The 13948-nt window shown below is 58.4% G+C and carries 11 protein-coding genes; 9 read left to right on the top strand and 2 right to left on the bottom strand.

Going from position 1 to position 13948, the window contains the following annotated elements; translation table 11 throughout:
* The first annotated feature begins 68 nt into the window (after positions 1-68).
* The 8 genes from G3A56_RS02540 to exoR all read left to right on the top strand — a co-directional run bounded on the left by G3A56_RS02540 (position 69) and on the right by exoR (position 10967).
* Positions 69-497: an Arc family DNA-binding protein gene (locus tag G3A56_RS02540; RefSeq protein ID WP_164056157.1), complete on the top strand. Its 429-nt coding sequence runs from the start codon at positions 69-71 to the stop codon at positions 495-497.
* The gene (locus G3A56_RS02545) at positions 497-1669 is read left to right on the top strand and encodes a tyrosine-type recombinase/integrase (RefSeq protein WP_164056158.1); all 1173 of its coding nucleotides are present in this window, start codon (positions 497-499) and stop codon (positions 1667-1669) included. The genes G3A56_RS02540 and G3A56_RS02545 overlap by 1 nt, the downstream gene beginning before the upstream one ends.
* 930 nt (positions 1670-2599) lie before the next feature.
* Positions 2600-3271 carry a protein-L-isoaspartate O-methyltransferase family protein gene (locus G3A56_RS02550; protein ID WP_082184363.1) on the top strand — a complete coding sequence of 224 codons (672 nt, stop codon included), beginning with the start codon at positions 2600-2602 and terminating at the stop codon, positions 3269-3271.
* A 415-nt stretch (positions 3272-3686) separates the two neighbouring features.
* Positions 3687-4658, top strand: coding sequence for a cell division protein PopZ (gene popZ, locus G3A56_RS02555; protein WP_082184362.1), 972 nt, complete (start codon positions 3687-3689; stop codon positions 4656-4658).
* A gap of 217 nt (positions 4659-4875) precedes the next feature.
* Complete coding sequence (locus G3A56_RS02560) at positions 4876-7719, top strand: valine--tRNA ligase (RefSeq protein WP_082184361.1); 2844 nt, start codon at positions 4876-4878, stop codon at positions 7717-7719.
* 611 nt (positions 7720-8330) lie between these two features.
* Positions 8331-9608, top strand: coding sequence for an outer membrane protein transport protein (locus G3A56_RS02565; protein WP_082184360.1), 1278 nt, complete (start codon positions 8331-8333; stop codon positions 9606-9608).
* A gap of 269 nt (positions 9609-9877) precedes the next feature.
* Positions 9878-10186 carry a hypothetical protein gene (locus tag G3A56_RS02570; RefSeq protein WP_246231267.1) on the top strand — a complete coding sequence of 103 codons (309 nt, stop codon included), beginning with the start codon at positions 9878-9880 and terminating at the stop codon, positions 10184-10186.
* Positions 10173-10967 carry an exopolysaccharide production regulator ExoR gene (gene exoR, locus G3A56_RS02575; RefSeq protein WP_035242437.1) on the top strand — a complete coding sequence of 265 codons (795 nt, stop codon included), beginning with the start codon at positions 10173-10175 and terminating at the stop codon, positions 10965-10967. The genes G3A56_RS02570 and exoR overlap by 14 nt, the downstream gene beginning before the upstream one ends.
* A 50-nt stretch (positions 10968-11017) precedes the next feature.
* Here the strand turns inward: exoR and xth are convergent, their stop codons facing one another.
* Positions 11018-11815: an exodeoxyribonuclease III gene (xth, locus tag G3A56_RS02580; RefSeq protein ID WP_082184358.1), complete on the bottom strand. Its 798-nt coding sequence runs from the start codon at positions 11813-11815 to the stop codon at positions 11018-11020.
* A gap of 329 nt (positions 11816-12144) precedes the next feature.
* Positions 12145-12477 carry an iron-sulfur cluster insertion protein ErpA gene (gene erpA / locus G3A56_RS02585; protein ID WP_035223088.1) on the bottom strand — a complete coding sequence of 111 codons (333 nt, stop codon included), beginning with the start codon at positions 12475-12477 and terminating at the stop codon, positions 12145-12147.
* A 214-nt stretch (positions 12478-12691) separates the two neighbouring features.
* On the opposite strand from erpA, the gene G3A56_RS02590 reads away from it, so the two are divergent.
* On the top strand, positions 12692-13909 hold the full coding sequence (locus tag G3A56_RS02590) for a deoxyguanosinetriphosphate triphosphohydrolase (protein ID WP_082184356.1): 1218 nt from the start codon (positions 12692-12694) through the stop codon (positions 13907-13909).
* The last annotated feature ends 39 nt before the right edge of the window (positions 13910-13948 follow it).

Raw genomic sequence — 13948 nt, forward strand, 5'->3', positions numbered from 1 at the left:
CCGTGTTAGTATTGACGTCAAGCGCCATTTAGCACAGTGCTATATGAAATTAACGGGAATGAGATGAAATGGCGAAAGCTGGTCGAGGCTCTGAGCAGGTCATGATACGCCTTCCAGATGGTATGCGAGACACCTTGAAGGAAATTGCTGCTGCAAACGGGAGGTCAATGAACGCTGAAATCGTAGAACGATTAGGCGCATCACTTCAGTGGCCATGGATATCCATATCGCCAGAATTGCACGATGAGGCGATAGACCTTCCTATGGGCATACTCTCCGAGCTAGAAGCAAAGATCAAAGCAGACATCGAATTTCTTGTCGGCGAGGCCCTGTACAATCACAAACTCTCCCAATCGAATTTGGTGCACCAGTTCGAGAGTATCGTAGAGTACGCGCCTGAAGAGGAGCGGCCAAAACTGAGGCAAGAGATTCGGGACCTTCTGATCAGGGCTGGCGTTTCGGTTGAGGCTGCTGGCATGTTTGCAAAGGATGACTGATGTCAGTTCGCAAGCGTGAATGGGTAACGCCGAAAGGCGAGGCAAAGAGCGCCTGGGTGGTTGATTACTTCGACACCGCAGGTAAGCGCCGGCTGAAAACCTTCAAACTGAAGAAGGAAGCGGAAAGGTTCGCCGCTACGGCCTCTGTTGAGGTCAGGGAAGGCGTCCACGTCGCTGACAGTGCAAGTGTGACCGTCGAGAAGGCCGGCGCCCTCTGGATCGCCTCGGGCGAAAGCGCGGGTCTTGAGCGGTCATCTATGGATCAGCGCAAAAGCCACCTGAAACACCACATCAATCCCTTGATCGGACAGACGCTGTTGTCACGGCTTACTGTGCCGGCGGTGAGGGACTTTGAAGACACTATGCGCCAGAACGGCCGATCGCCAGCTATGGTGAAAAAGGTTCTCACCTCACTTGGCTCGATCCTGTCTGATGCCAATGAGCGAGGACTGGCAACGCGCAATCCAGTGCGGGATATCCGGTCCAGCCGCAAGGGTCGAGATCGGCGCCAGGAGAAGCGCCAGAAGGGCAAGCTCGTCGTCGGGGTGGATATACCCACCAGAAACGAGATAAAGGCGCTTGTGGCGGCTCTGGATGGCAACTGGAGGCCATTGCTTGTTACGGCCGTCTTCACTGGCATGCGATCGTCGGAAATCCGGGGGCTTCGCTGGCGTGACGTGAATTTTAAGAAGGCCGAGATCCACGTCAATCAGCGCGCTGACCAGTTCAAGGAAATCGGCCCGACGAAGTCAGAGGCCGGCGTCAGAACGATCCCGGTTCCTCCTGTCGTCATCGCAGCGCTGAAAGAGCATAAGCTACGGCAACCGCCTGGCTTCGAACTCGTCTTCGCCAATCCGGACGGAGAACCGCGTTCACACGCGAACATTGTCAACAAGGGCCTCAAGCCGGCGATGATTCGAGCTGGCGTGACCGTAGGCGAGGGGGATGACGTCGAGGCGAAATACACCGGCCTTCACGCGCTGCGCCACTTCTACGCCTCATGGCTCATCAACCGGAAGGAAGACGGCGGCCTAGGTCTGCCGGTCAAAATGGTGCAAGAGCGCATGGGGCATTCCTCAATCGTGATGACGATGGACACCTATGGGCACCTGTTCCCACGGCTGGACGATGGGACAGAACTAGCACAAGCCGCGAACGTTCTGCTCGACTGACTGCAACATGACTGCGACACACGACGAAAACTCATTGTGAAATCAATGGCGGGTGAAAGCCTGCAAATCCTTGTACCCCGGTTCAATTCCGGGCGAGGCCTCCAATCAGCTCCTTCACCGGGAGCAAATATCTGAAATACCTTCCTTATTATCCAGGTGTGGCAATGTGAACCGTCGCCGTCCTTTGGCCGGGGCTCTCCATACCCATTTTATCCCATCATCGCGTCATCGGCGGGGTAACACCTGCGATCCGGCTCCACGTTCGGCGTCCCTCGTGTGCATTCTCGATGATGAGTGCCAAACGGGAGATCGCTGCTGCATGACGCAAGCCCCCCGACGAAGCGAACCCGTTGGCTGCGTCAAAAAGACCCTGCGTGGGGACATGGATTGAAGTTGTTGACGCCCCTATTTTGAGATAGCGCTCTTCACGATCGATAGTGTCACGTAACAGCTTGGAAATATTCGAAATGATGGATTGGGATTGGGTAGATTTATTCCCTATAGTCGTCTTTCCGCTCAAGGTTCTCGTCTTGGGGACGGGCATGTTCTTCGCCATCAAGTGGCATCACGATCAGGCGAAGAAGGACAAAGAAACGAGACCGTAAATGTCCGCAGGACACACAGCTGACGCGTGAGAGTCGTCAGCCAGTATAAGAGCCGACGTTTGGAATTTCGGGCGAAGCCTCCAAAATCTCATCAACAGAACCTGTCGTCCTGACGACGTCGCACCCTGTTGCGGTCATTCACGTTCCTATTGTTCTAAAAATCCCCGCCATTTCGCTTTTTCCCGCACTTCCGGTTCACCACGCTTGAAAGCGCAGGCTTGGGCAATTATGAGATTGTTTAAAGGCGAGGGGAGACCCGTGCCGTTTTGAGCTTTTGGAGCCGAGGCTTCCCGACCGGCATCCGCGAAATTGAGGCGATAACGATATGATGGATTTCGAAACCGCACGCGCCAATATGGTCGATAGCCAGTTGCGCACGACCGATGTGACGTCGCATTCGGTGCTGAAGGCGTTTTTGAGCGTGCCGCGCGAGGCTTTCGTGCCGGCGGGCGTGCGGCAGATTGCCTATGTGGACGAGGATCTGCAGATCTGTCCCGCCCGGGATGGCCGCCCGGCCCGTTACGTCATGAAGGCTTCGCCGCTGGCAAAGCTTCTGCAGCTTGCTGCCGTGTCCAAGGAGGACGTGGTTCTGGAAGTCGGCGGCGGCGCCGGTTATACGGCCGCCATTCTGTCCCAGCTCGCCGGTTCGGTTGTGTCGCTCGAATGCGACGAGACGCTGGCGGCTGAGGCGACTGAGACCCTGGCGTCGCTTGGATATGACAATGTTGCCGTCGTCACCGGCGATCTTGAAAAGGGTTATGCGGGCGAAGCGCCCTATGACCTGGTTTTCGTCAACGGTTCTGTCGAGGAAGTGCCGGCGGCGCTGACCGATCAGCTGCGGGACGGCGGACGTCTGGTCGTGGTTGTCGGATATGGCAATGCTGCCAAGGCCACCGTCTATCGCCGCGACGGCAACAGCACATCGGCCGTGACCTCCTTCAATGCCTCGATCAAGCCCCTGCCGGGCTTCGCCAAGGCGGCCGAATTCGTTTTCTGATCCACGGAAACGATTATCCTGTTTTGACGCCGGGGTGGAGTTTTCACCCCGGCGTTTGTTTTTGCGGGCAGGGCCGTCGTTTGCTCAGACATAATCCTCGGCCTTGCCGAAAAAAAGGCTGCTCTCACAAAGCTGTGCATCACCGCGAAAGTTGTCGAATCAGTGATTTAGTTCCTGACTATGCTGCCCTAAACTAAGGGTGATTCGGGGTGTGCGTATTTCTGCCCCGCATGAGCCTGCGACAGGGATGGCAAAGACGCTTGGCGGTTTTGACCTGACATGTTTCAGAGCATCGGGGCGGCGATCGGGTGCGATTGTCGCAAACGCGATGTAGGAATTGAACAGGTGCAAAGCGCCCTTTCCGGCATCCGAGGTGGTGCGGCCGGGCGCTCGAGAGTGGAAACCGGGGATTGATATGGCTCAGCCAAGCGTAGCGCGTGAACCGTCCATGGAAGAAATTCTGGCGTCCATACGCCGGATCATCGAGAGCAACGAGACCGGGCCTGCCGGTGCATTTTCCGGACAGTTACCGCCCGTCTATGACGATGAAGACGAAGCCGCGAGCGAGGCGGCCTTCGTGACGGAGCCCGTCAGCCCGCCGGCCCGTGTTCCCCCCGCCGCAAACCAGGCATACGGCGCAAGGCCGGTGCAGGATTTTTCGCCGGCCTCGGAAAGGCCGACCTCCGAAAGGCCGATGTCTGAACAGCAGGAAGGCTCCGACAGGAGCATGTCGCTGGCCGATGTAGCTGCGCGTGTTCGTGCCGCCGCCGACCGCAACGCGGCCATGGGGCCGCAGGCATTTGCCGCGCAGGCTCAGCGTGAGCCCTTGCAGGCGGCTCCCACCGCCCATTCCCCAATCGCAACACAGCCTTCGGCGGTGCAACAGGTTGAACGCGCCGCGCCACAGCGCCCGACGGATGTGCGTCCGCTGCTGGCGGCCGCTGCCGCGAGCAGCAATGAACAGCCTGCACCTTTCGCCGCCGAGGATCGCGCTGCCGCCGCCGCTGTGGAAAGCGCAGCTTTTGAGAACCGCTTCGATCAGCTGACGCTGCGCGGCGCCATTGAAGCGCCTGCCGCCGAGGAACGTTTCGAGGTTTCCGTGCAGGAACCCGCCGTCGAGATGCCGACATTCGATCTGGCCGAGCCGAAGGATGAGGGCGGCCTCTCGCTCAACCTCATTTCCGCCGCCGCCGGTGCACAGATCGCCCGCTCCTTCAGCGAGCTTGCCGAAGTTTTCGATGGCGTCGAGCGTCGTTCGATCGAAGATATGGCTGCCGACATGCTGCGCCCGATGCTGCAGGACTGGCTGGAAGACAATCTGCCGACCCTGGTGGAGCGTCTCGTGCGTGAGGAAATCGAGCGCGTGGCGCGCGGCTCGCGCCGCTAAGGCCTGTCCGGCCGCATCCTGGAATGCGCGCAAGGTATTGAAACAGAGGCCGCTCCGGCTCCGGGGCGGCTTTTTTGTTGAAGATGAAGGCGTTATCGGGTCATAGTCGTTGACGGGGCCTCTCAATAGGTCGCTCGGGGGTCGGTTTCTGTTGACTCTCGACCGTCCATCCTTATTTAAAAAATCCACACAAGAACTCTAAAATTCAGGTCAGGAAATGCTCGAAAAGACCTACGATTCTGCAACCGTCGAACCGAAGATCGCGAAAGCCTGGGACGAGGCGAACGCTTTTCGTGCCGGCGCCAACGCCAAGCCGGGTGCGGAAACCTTCACCATCGTCATCCCGCCGCCGAATGTGACGGGCTCCCTGCATATGGGCCACGCGCTCAACAACACGCTGCAGGATATATTGGTCCGCTTCGAGCGCATGCGCGGCAAGGATGTGCTGTGGCAGCCGGGCATGGACCATGCGGGCATCGCCACGCAGATGGTCGTCGAGCGCAAGCTGATGGAACAGCAGCTTCCGGGCCGCCGCGAGATGGGCCGTGAGGCTTTCGTGGAGAAGGTCTGGGAATGGAAGGCCGAATCCGGCGGTTTGATCTTCAACCAGCTGAAACGTCTTGGTGCGTCCTGTGACTGGTCGCGCGAGCGCTTTACCATGGATGAAGGGCTGTCCGAGGCCGTTCTCGAGGTCTTCGTCACCCTGTACAAGCAGAACCTGATCTACAAGGACAAGCGCCTCGTCAACTGGGATCCGAAGCTGCAGACCGCGATTTCCGACATGGAAGTCGAACAGCTGGAAGTGAAGGGCAATCTCTGGCACTTCCGTTATCCGCTGGAAAAGGGTGTGACCTATCAGTATCCGATCGCGTTTGACGAGGAGGGCAAGCCCACCGAGTTCGAAACGCGCGACTACATCGTTGTCGCCACCACCCGGCCCGAGACCATGCTGGGTGATACCGGCGTTGCCGTTAACCCGGAAGACGAGCGCTACAAGGGCATCGTCGGCAAGCACGTCATCCTGCCGATCGTCGGCCGCAAGATCCCGATCGTTGCCGACGACTATGCCGATCCGACCGCCGGCACCGGCGCCGTGAAGATCACGCCCGCACATGACTTCAACGATTTCGAAGTCGGCAGGCGTTGCGGCCTGCGCGCCATCAACGTCATGAATATCGACGGCACGATCTCCATCAAGGAGAACGAGGATTTCCTCGAGGGCCTCAATCACCCGGCCGCGCTGCATGGCGCATGGGACCGCCTGGAAGGGCAGGATCGCTTCTTCGCCCGCAAGGTCATCGTCGAAATCTTCGAGGAAGCCGGTCTGCTCGACAAGATCGAGCCACACAAGCACGTCGTGCCGCATGGCGACCGTGGCGGCGTGCCGATTGAGCCGCGCCTGACCGATCAGTGGTGGGTGGATAACAAGACGCTGGCCCAGCCGGCTATTGCTTCTGTTCGCGAAGGCCGCACCAATTTCGTACCGAAGAACTGGGAAAACACCTATTTCCAATGGATGGAGAACATCCAGCCCTGGTGTATCTCGCGGCAATTGTGGTGGGGACACCAGATTCCGGCATGGTACGGCCCGGACGGGCAGGTCTTTGTTGAAAAGACCGAGGAAGAGGCGCTTCAGGCGGCCATCCAGCACTATATCGCCCACGAAGGCCCATGGAAGGCCTGGGTCGAGGAGAAGCTTGAGAACTTCAAGCCGGGTGAAATCCTGACGCGTGACGAAGACGTTCTCGATACCTGGTTCTCGTCGGCGCTGTGGCCCTTCTCGACGCTTGGCTGGCCCGAGCAGACGCCGGAACTGGCGCGCTACTATCCGACCAATGTCCTCGTCACCGGCTTTGACATCATCCCATTCTGGGTTGTCCGCATGATGCAGATGGGCCTGCATTTCATGAAGGACGATGCGGGCAATCCGGTCGAGCCGTTCAGCACCGTCTATATCCACGCTCTGGTTCGCGACAAGAACGGCCAGAAGATGTCGAAGTCCAAGGGCAACGTCATCGACCCGCTGGAACTGATCGATGAATACGGCGCGGATGCGCTGCGTTTCACGCTTGCCATCATGGCGGCGCAGGGCCGTGACGTGAAGCTCGATCCGGCGCGTATTGCCGGTTATCGCAACTTCGGCACCAAGCTCTGGAATGCGACCCGTTTTGCCGAGATGAACGGCGTGAAGCGCGATCCGCATTTCCTTGCAGAAACCGCCTCGCTGACCATCAACCGCTGGATTCTGACCGAACTTGCCAATACGGCGCGCGATGTGACGGCGGCCCTTGAAAACTTCCGCTTCAACGATGCCTCCGGCATTCTCTACCGCTTCGTCTGGAACCAGTTCTGCGACTGGTATCTGGAACTGCTGAAGCCCGTCTTCAGCGGCGAAGACGAAAAGGCAAAGTCGGAGTCGCAGGCCTGCGCGGCCTATGTTCTAGATGAGATCTACAAGCTCCTGCACCCCTTCATGCCCTTCATGACGGAAGAGCTGTGGGCGCATACGGCCGGCGAAGGCGAGGAGCGGGCTGATCTTCTCTGCCTGACCGACTGGCCGGTGCCGGAGTTCCGCGACGATGCTGCGGCTGCGGAAATCAACTGGCTGATCGATCTGGTCTCCGGCATCCGCTCGACACGGGCCGAGATGAACGTGCCACCGGGCGCCACCGCGTCGCTGGTGGTCGTCGGCGCCAACACCTCGACCGAAGCACGGCTCGACCGCCATGCCGCCGCCATCCGGCGTCTGGCGCGGGCGGATGAAATCCGTGGCGCCGATGTTGCGCCGAAGGGCTCCGCACAGATCATCGTCGGCGAAGCCACGGTGTGCCTGCCGCTCGGTAACCTCGTCGATCTTGGGGCTGAAAAGGCCCGTCTCGAAAAGGCGATCGGCAAGGTGGATGCGGAAATGGAGCGCATCGACAAGAAGCTGTCGAATGAAAAATTCGTGGCCAATGCCGATCCGGAGGTCGTGGCTGCCGAGCGCGAGCGCAAGGCGGAGCTGGCAGTTCAGCTGGCAAGCCTTAGAACCGCCCTGCAACGTGTCAGCGAAGCGGGATAAGGTTTGCCCGAGCGGCATGTTGTAAATGGGTCGTGAGGAGGGCAGCACCATCGCGGATGCCCTCCCGTTAAATACAACGTCATCCTCGGGCTTGCCCCCGAGGAGCCTCGGCCTCGATCGACAACGGCTCCTCGCTCTGAAGCTGGGATGAGGGCTGATAGATTTTCGACACTTATCGATTACATGACGCCCGTGAGAGCGGGCGTTTTTTGCGTTTTGTCAGGATTCATTTCTTTTCATTGCTGCGCCGCACCGGCGAATCGCTCCAGCCTGACAGCGCAATTATTTCAGTCCGATCCGGGCGGAAAACGCTGCAAAAAGCGGAAAAAACCAATGAAAACGGCCTGATAAGCGGGTTTGGTCGGGAAACCCACAACTGTGGTTATTTGGCGACATTTCCAGTTCGGGTTGGGAATTTGTTTCGTTTTGTATCAGTTTTTCCAACCGGGTTAGAAAAATAGCCTAAAATGATTATATAAGAGGGCATCCATAAAAAACTTACGTAAAAAAATGGCCGTGCGGGCAGGATCGCGCCGCGCTGCGGCACATTGTCATTTGCCCGTTAGCACTTCACTCTACCATCGATCACATTGCCTTGATTGGGGAGAGAGATGGCAAAAACTGCAATTTTTCGCGGCGCGGTATGTTTCGCAGTCAGCATCGCGGCGGTCACGCCTTCACTGGCGGGTGGCCTCGAGCGCGGTGGTTACAATATCGACCTGCTGTTCGACCCGTCCGACTATGTTCTGGATAGTTCCGCCACCTTCGTCGCGCCGCAGCGCAAGGTTGAGAATGCGAAGGACAGTCCTAAGGGCGGCTTGTTGCCCTCCTCATGGTCTACAACAGCAGACGATTCAGAAAACTTCTGGTCGACCCGCATTGGTGCCAAGGCGGCGATCGGTGATCTTGGCGACTGCATGTTTGACTATTCTCAACCGTGGGGCGCGCATCTGAAGCCCGGCACGTGGCAGGGATCGAGCTACAATATAGAAACCAAAGTCAAGTCGCATAACTATGCGACCACCTGCCGCGTAAAGTTTGATGTCGGCAAAGGCGATTTCTCGATCATTGGCGGTGGCTTTTATCAGGAGATCAGCGGCTACAAGTACCGTCAGGTCGTTCCGCCTGGGCTCCTAGGACCTGCATATCCGAACGTTTATACCGGAATCGGCAAACTTGAGATGGAAGGCGATGGTTGGGGCTGGCGAGCTGGCATCGCATATGAAATCCCGGAAATCGCATTCCGTACGAGCCTCGTGTACAACAGCGCTGTCGATCACGATCTGAGCGGCACGGCGGATCTCAGAAGTATTCCGGCCGTGCCTACAAACCCGACGCTCGCGAAATACGGCGGCAAGCTCGTGCCGATCTATGGCTCTGTTTCGATGCCGGACAGCATCGAACTCAAGGTGCAATCCGGCATAGCGCCGGACTGGCTTGCTTTCGGTTCGGTGAAGTGGACTGACTGGAGCCAGATTCAGGTCATTCCTTTCTGCGCGGTCGGCACGTCTCCGTGCGTTCCAAGCGGCGCGGACACGCTGAACACGCTCGACCTGTTTTACCGCGATGGCTGGACGATTTCCGGCGGCGTCGGTCACAAGTTCAATGAGCAGTGGAGCGGTGCTGTGAGCCTGACCTGGGATCGCGGTACATCGACTGTCATCGGCACCCAGACCGACACCTGGACGCTTGGCACGCAGATCGTCTACTCGCCGAACAAGAACATCGAGTTCAAGATTGCCGGTGCTCTCGGCCTCCTGACCTCGGGTAGCTCTTCCATCAACGGCGGACCCTGTGGTGCAGGCTTCACCTGCGGCAACGAGGCTGGCTACGACTTCGGCAACGATCTGGTGGCGGCGATCTCTACGGGCGTCAAGGTCAAGTTCTGACGCCATTCGCCATGCCTGAACAAAAAGAAAGGTCCGGTTTACCAACCGGGCCTTTTTTCGTTTTCGACTGTGATTCTTTCTCGATAAAATTTTCTAGCCCGAAAGTTTTGTGACGATTTGGCAACACTTTTCTGCAAGCGTGGGGACGCGTTGGAATGTGGGCATATCCGTCCATTTCCCGCCACAAACAGAGTGCTTGGCTTATGTTTATGGACGCGGGAATGGAAGAACATGCAGGCGTTTGATGTGGATCTCTGGAATTGCAAAAAGTGAAAACGGGTTTGGATTCAGGGTTTAAGCAAGTAATACGGGAACTTCGTCCGGCTTTCTTGTTTGGCGCTGACCGGCAGGCGGTGAAACGCCGTTATATTGCCGGAAATTATGCCTATATCTGTCTCACTGAAAATTTTGAGCAATTACCGCATGAGACCACCGGCGGTGCGCTGGAAAGTGCTGCCGGAAAGACGCAGTGTGTTCGAAAAATCGCGACCCGGCGGGGTTCGGCTTTGCAGTATTCCGCAAGTATTGGCTATATGCCGGGAAGAGTGAGAGAAGTTCGCCGAAATGCTGAAATGTGAAGCCAACGTTTTAAAGCCGCTCCTTATGGGCATGTTGCTTGCGTCGCTCGCAATGCCTGCCGCGGCTTTTGACATCAATGCCGGCGTAACCAAGGAATCCGGCCCCTTCGACCTGTTCAAGTTCGGCTTCAAGGCCTACAAGAACGGCAACAAGGGCGAAGCCGTCGAGGCCTATCGCTACGCGGCCGAAAAGGGCCATACCGGCTCACGCTGGGCGCTTGCCAATATGTACGCTTTCGGCGATGGCGTTGCCAAGAACGACTTCGAAGCCTTCAAGATTTACAGCGAAATTGCCAGCCAGGGCGTCGAGCCGGGCTCCGAGGATACCGGCTTTTTCGTCAACGCGCTTCTTTCTCTTGCAGATTATTACCGGCACGGCATTCCCGGCAGCCCGGTGAAGATGGACCTTTCACAGGCTCGCCAGCTTTATTTTCAGGTGGCTTCCACCTTTGGCGTGGCTGAGGCCCAGTTCCGTCTGGCGGAAATGATCCTTGCCGGCGAGGGTGGCCGGGCGGATGTGCAGCAGGCCAAGAAGTGGCTCAACCAAGCGCGCAAGCACGGCCATGCCGGCGCCATGTCGATTTTCGGCAATCTGCTCTTCCAGGAAGGCCAGACGACGCAGGGGCTCGCTTTCATGACGGCCGCGCTGGACAAGTGCACGGCGGTGGATTGCACCTGGATCCAGAGCCTTCAGGAACAGGCGTTTTCGCTCTCAGGCGAAAACGACCGCCGCGCGGCCATCGCAATGGCGCAGAACATGCGGATCGACGATCCCGATTGAGTTGATGCCGCCTGCGGCTGGGGCGAACTCAGCCGCCTGTCGAGAGCCGGTCAGCCGACCGGGCTGAAATCGAAATAACCGCAGACCGGTACGTGGTCGGACGGTTTTTCCCATGCCCGCACATGTTTTTCGATGTTGACCGATTGCAGACGGTCGGCCGCTTCCGCCGACAACATCAGGTGGTCGATGCGGATGCCGTTGTTTTTCGGCCATGCGCCGGCCTGATAATCCCAGAAGGAATAAAGTCCGGGCTGATCCGTCGTCGCGCGTGCGGCATCGGTGAAGCCGAGATTTTCCAGCTTGCGGAAGGCCGAACGGGTCTGCGGCAGGAACAGGGCGTCACCTTCCCACACGCGTGGGTCGTGGCAATCGAAGGGTTCGGGGATGACGTTGTAGTCACCGGCCAGAATGAGCGGCTCTTCCAGCGCGAGGCGGTCTTCGGCAAAGCGGCGCAGCCGTTCCATCCAGGCAAGCTTGTAGGGATATTTGACCGGATCATCCGGCGGATTGCCGTTCGGCAGGTAAAGCGAGCAGACCCGGATCGCGCCGCCATCGACGGAAAAAACGCCCTCGATGAAACGCGCCTGTTCGTCGGCATCGTCTCCCGGCAGGCCGCGATTGATCTCGTCCGGCCTCATCTTCGAGAGCAGGGCGACGCCGTTGAAGCCCTTCTGACCATGTGTCTCGACATGATAGCCGAGAGCCTCGATCTCAAGGCGGGGAAAGCCCTCATCGACGGATTTGATTTCCTGAAGGCAGACGATGTCCGGCGATGAATCCTTCAGCCACTGGCAGAGGTTTTCGATACGCGCCTTGACGCCATTGATGTTCCAGGTGGCAATCTTCATCGGAGTTTCCCTTTTGTGAGGGTACTTTTACCCGATGCAAAAGCGATTGCCACCGTTTTTGGAAAGTGGCGGTGCGGATGTGGTGGAAAGAAGCCCGGGGCAGGGTAGATCAACACCCGTGGATGCACTGCTGCGTCCCCAAGCCCTCATTCCTGTGCTTGTCACAGGAATCCAGTCAGCCCAAGTCCTTGGGCTGAAAAGGACTCTCTCGCCGCGCAGACGCGCGCCAGCTGGATTCCTGTGACAAGCACAGGAATGAGGGCGGAGAGAGATGCGAGCTAGTTCAAAGCTTGGCGGTGGCGTACGGATCGCACGCCGTTGTTTCCCACTCAGATCGAGAAGCTGGTGCCGCAGCCGCAGCTTGCGACCGCATTCGGGTTCTTGATCTGGAAGGACTGGCCGAGCAGGTTGTCGACGAAGTCGATTTCGGAGCCTGCCATGTAGATGACCGACATGCTGTCGATCAGCACCTTGGCGTCGCCGCGCGCAATCACGATGTCGTCATCGGCGGGGTCTTCCGCCAGATCGAACTTGTAGGAGAAGCCCGAGCAGCCGCCGCCTTCCACCGAAACGCGCAGTGCCTGCTTGCCCGCATCCGCCGCCACGATCTGGGCGATTCGCTTTGCTGCGGCTTCCGAAAGTGTAATGTCGCTGTTTTCCATGTCGTTCCTCGTGCCGGGGTCAAGAACCGGAGAGCAATAGATTTGTCGTCGCTATTATAAACCAGTCAAATAAACGGTCTATAGCGATGTCCACAACGGCCTTTGCCGCGATGATGCTTTGCGCCGACCTCTGCGATAGGTATGAAGGGGGATGAAAAGGTCAATGGCTGAGGCTAAAAGGAAGTCACGGCCAGAGAACAGTACAGGTGGATGCATGATCATAGACCAGCGCGCATTGGGTTTCGGAAGTGGCGAGAGGGCGGTTTTCGCCTCAGATCCATGGACCACGCGCGGGCGTCTTTTTGCCGAAGAGGGAAGCCTGACGCGTTCGGAATTCCAGCGCGACCGGGACCGCATCGTCCACACAACGGCGTTTCGCCGGCTGAAACACAAGACACAGGTTTTCATCAGCCCGGATGGCGACCACTACCGTACGCGTCTTACCCACACCATCGAGGTCGCGCAGATCGCCCGGGCGTTGGCGCGGGCGCTGAAGCTCGACGAAGATCTGGCCGAAGGCGTGGCGCTGGTGCATGATTTCGGCCACACGCCTTTCGGCCATACCGGCGAGGATGCGCTGGACGCGGTGCTGTTGCCCTATGGCGGTTTTGACCACAATGCGCAGTCGCTGCGCATCGTCACCAAGCTGGAGCGTCGCTACGCTGAATATGACGGCATCAACCTGACATGGGAGACACTGGAGGGCCTCGTCAAGCATAATGGCCCGCTCATCAACGCCGTGGGCGAGGGCATCAAGGGCCCGGTTCCGCTGCCCATTCTCGAATATTGCGAGCTGCAGGATCTGGAGATCGGCAGCTATGCCAGCCTCGAGGCGCAGATGGCGGCGATTGCCGATGACATCGCCTATAATACCCACGATATAGATGACGGGTTGCGCGCGGGTTATCTTACCTTCGACATGCTGGAGGAGGTGCCGTTCCTCAGCAAGCTGATGGCCGAGGTGCGGGCGAAATATCCCGTGCTCGACAAGGAGCGCTTCGCCAATGAAATCATGCGCCGGCAGATCACCCATATGGTCGAGGATGTGATTGGCGTTGCGCAGCAGAATCTGGCCCGTCTGAAGCCGAAGAGTGCGGCGGATATCCGCGCTGCCGATTTCACCGTTGCGACCTTCTCGCCTGAGATGGCCGAGACCGACCGGCAGATCAAGAAGCTGCTGTTCGGTCATATATACCGGCATCCGGAGATCATGCGCATCCGCGCCGGCGCCACGCAGATCGTCACCGATCTTTTCCACCGTTATATGGAGACGCCGGCGGAGATGCAGAGCCACTACTGGGTGGACAGCATTTCCGGCATGAGCGTGGCCGCAAAAGCCCGGCATGTGGGCGATTATCTGGCGGGCATGACCGACAGTTATGCACTGCGCGCCCACCAGCGGCTGTTTGACCACACCCCCGATTTGCGATAGGGCAGCGGGCGATCGCGAAGCCAACCCGGTTATGATGGC

It is taken from the genome of Rhizobium oryzihabitans, assembly GCF_010669145.1.
Taxonomy (GTDB): domain Bacteria; phylum Pseudomonadota; class Alphaproteobacteria; order Rhizobiales; family Rhizobiaceae; genus Agrobacterium; species Agrobacterium oryzihabitans.

Coding starts and splice junctions, on each gene's coding strand:
- xth (WP_082184358.1), bottom strand. CDS start 11,815: ATGAAGATTGCCACCTGGAACATCAATGGCGTCAAGGCGCGTATCGAA.
- G3A56_RS02560 (WP_082184361.1), top strand. CDS start 4,876: ATGCTCGAAAAGACCTACGATTCTGCAACCGTCGAACCGAAGATCGCG.
- exoR (WP_035242437.1), top strand. CDS start 10,173: ATGCTGAAATGTGAAGCCAACGTTTTAAAGCCGCTCCTTATGGGCATG.
- G3A56_RS02550 (WP_082184363.1), top strand. CDS start 2,600: ATGATGGATTTCGAAACCGCACGCGCCAATATGGTCGATAGCCAGTTG.
- popZ (WP_082184362.1), top strand. CDS start 3,687: ATGGCTCAGCCAAGCGTAGCGCGTGAACCGTCCATGGAAGAAATTCTG.
- G3A56_RS02565 (WP_082184360.1), top strand. CDS start 8,331: ATGGCAAAAACTGCAATTTTTCGCGGCGCGGTATGTTTCGCAGTCAGC.
- G3A56_RS02545 (WP_164056158.1), top strand. CDS start 497: ATGTCAGTTCGCAAGCGTGAATGGGTAACGCCGAAAGGCGAGGCAAAG.
- erpA (WP_035223088.1), bottom strand. CDS start 12,477: ATGGAAAACAGCGACATTACACTTTCGGAAGCCGCAGCAAAGCGAATC.
- G3A56_RS02590 (WP_082184356.1), top strand. CDS start 12,692: ATGATCATAGACCAGCGCGCATTGGGTTTCGGAAGTGGCGAGAGGGCG.
- G3A56_RS02540 (WP_164056157.1), top strand. CDS start 69: ATGGCGAAAGCTGGTCGAGGCTCTGAGCAGGTCATGATACGCCTTCCA.